Genomic DNA, 1182 nt, shown 5'->3' on the forward strand with positions numbered 1-1182 from the left:
TTTCTATTATTCCAAATTTAATATGAAGAACTTTACTCTAGTAAAAAATATTTTTTTAACTCTATTTTTCATCTTAGCCTTCCATAACAAAGGTTTTAGCCAACCTTGCACCACAGGTCAGGTGCAAGTAGGAGCAATTACTAACAATTATGCTGCGAGTATTTTTCAATTTGATAGGGTAGATAATCCAACTAATGCTATTGGAGGTCCTAATTCTACTTTAGCTGTACTAAGGAATTCGAATAGTTTAATTGAACTTCGTATGGCAAATGTCGTAAGTACAGGAACAAGTGTGACTGTACATGGAGTTGATGGAAATAGAGTTAATGTATGGGTTTGGAATAATACTTTTGGTTACGTTTCAGTAGGTACAAATGTTTCTTTAGATTACACTTTTATATCTCCTATTAATTGGGAGTATATTTATTTAACAACTGGAACAAATGGTACATCCGCATCTATAGATTATATTGATGCAACAACTTCAACTGTAAGATGCGTACCAGACACAGACAATGATGGTATAGCAGATAGTGCTGATTTAGATGACGATAACGATGGTGTAGCAGATACTGTAGAGAATGTTTGCACCTCTTCAAATTTGACGTGGGCAACTCATTATATAGAAGGTACTACCTCTTCAACAGGACAACGACCATCTGTAGATGCTGCAAGCCCTGCTTTGTCTTTCAATGGCGTAACTCTAAACATAGCGCCTGTAATTTCAAATACCACAACTCAAGATTACAGAGTAAATAATGAATATACAACAGCTGGTTACACTCTATTTCAAAACTCGATAGCTGGAGGAATTTCTACTCACACATTTACTTTTTCAAGAGCAATAAACAATTTATCATTTACATTATTTGATATTGATACCGGTCCAAACTTTACAGATGAAGCTCAATTCATAATTACAACTACTAGTGGAGCTACATATACCATGTCAGCGGCTGATTATACCCTGGGTGCAAACACAAGATACTTAGGAAATAACACTTTTTTAGGTGGTGGAGAGAATGAAAATGTAAGCTTTAATTTTACTGTTCCGGTAAGATCTATAGTACTTATATATAGACAAAGAGGAACTTCTCCATTTGATAACCAAGGGATGGCATTAGGTAACCTAAGCTTTTGTGTTGCTCCTGACACAGACAACGATGGTATTGCTGATTATTT

1 pseudogene is annotated in these 1182 nt (G+C 35.0%); it reads left to right on the forward strand.

Annotated elements, in window-relative coordinates:
- Positions 1-22: 22 nt before the first annotated feature.
- Positions 23-1182 (forward strand): annotated as a pseudogene (locus tag DNC80_RS15580) (hypothetical protein); the annotation flags it as partial.

This window comes from Flavobacterium sp. SOK18b (genome assembly GCF_014156605.1).
Taxonomy (GTDB): domain Bacteria; phylum Bacteroidota; class Bacteroidia; order Flavobacteriales; family Flavobacteriaceae; genus Flavobacterium; species Flavobacterium tiangeerense.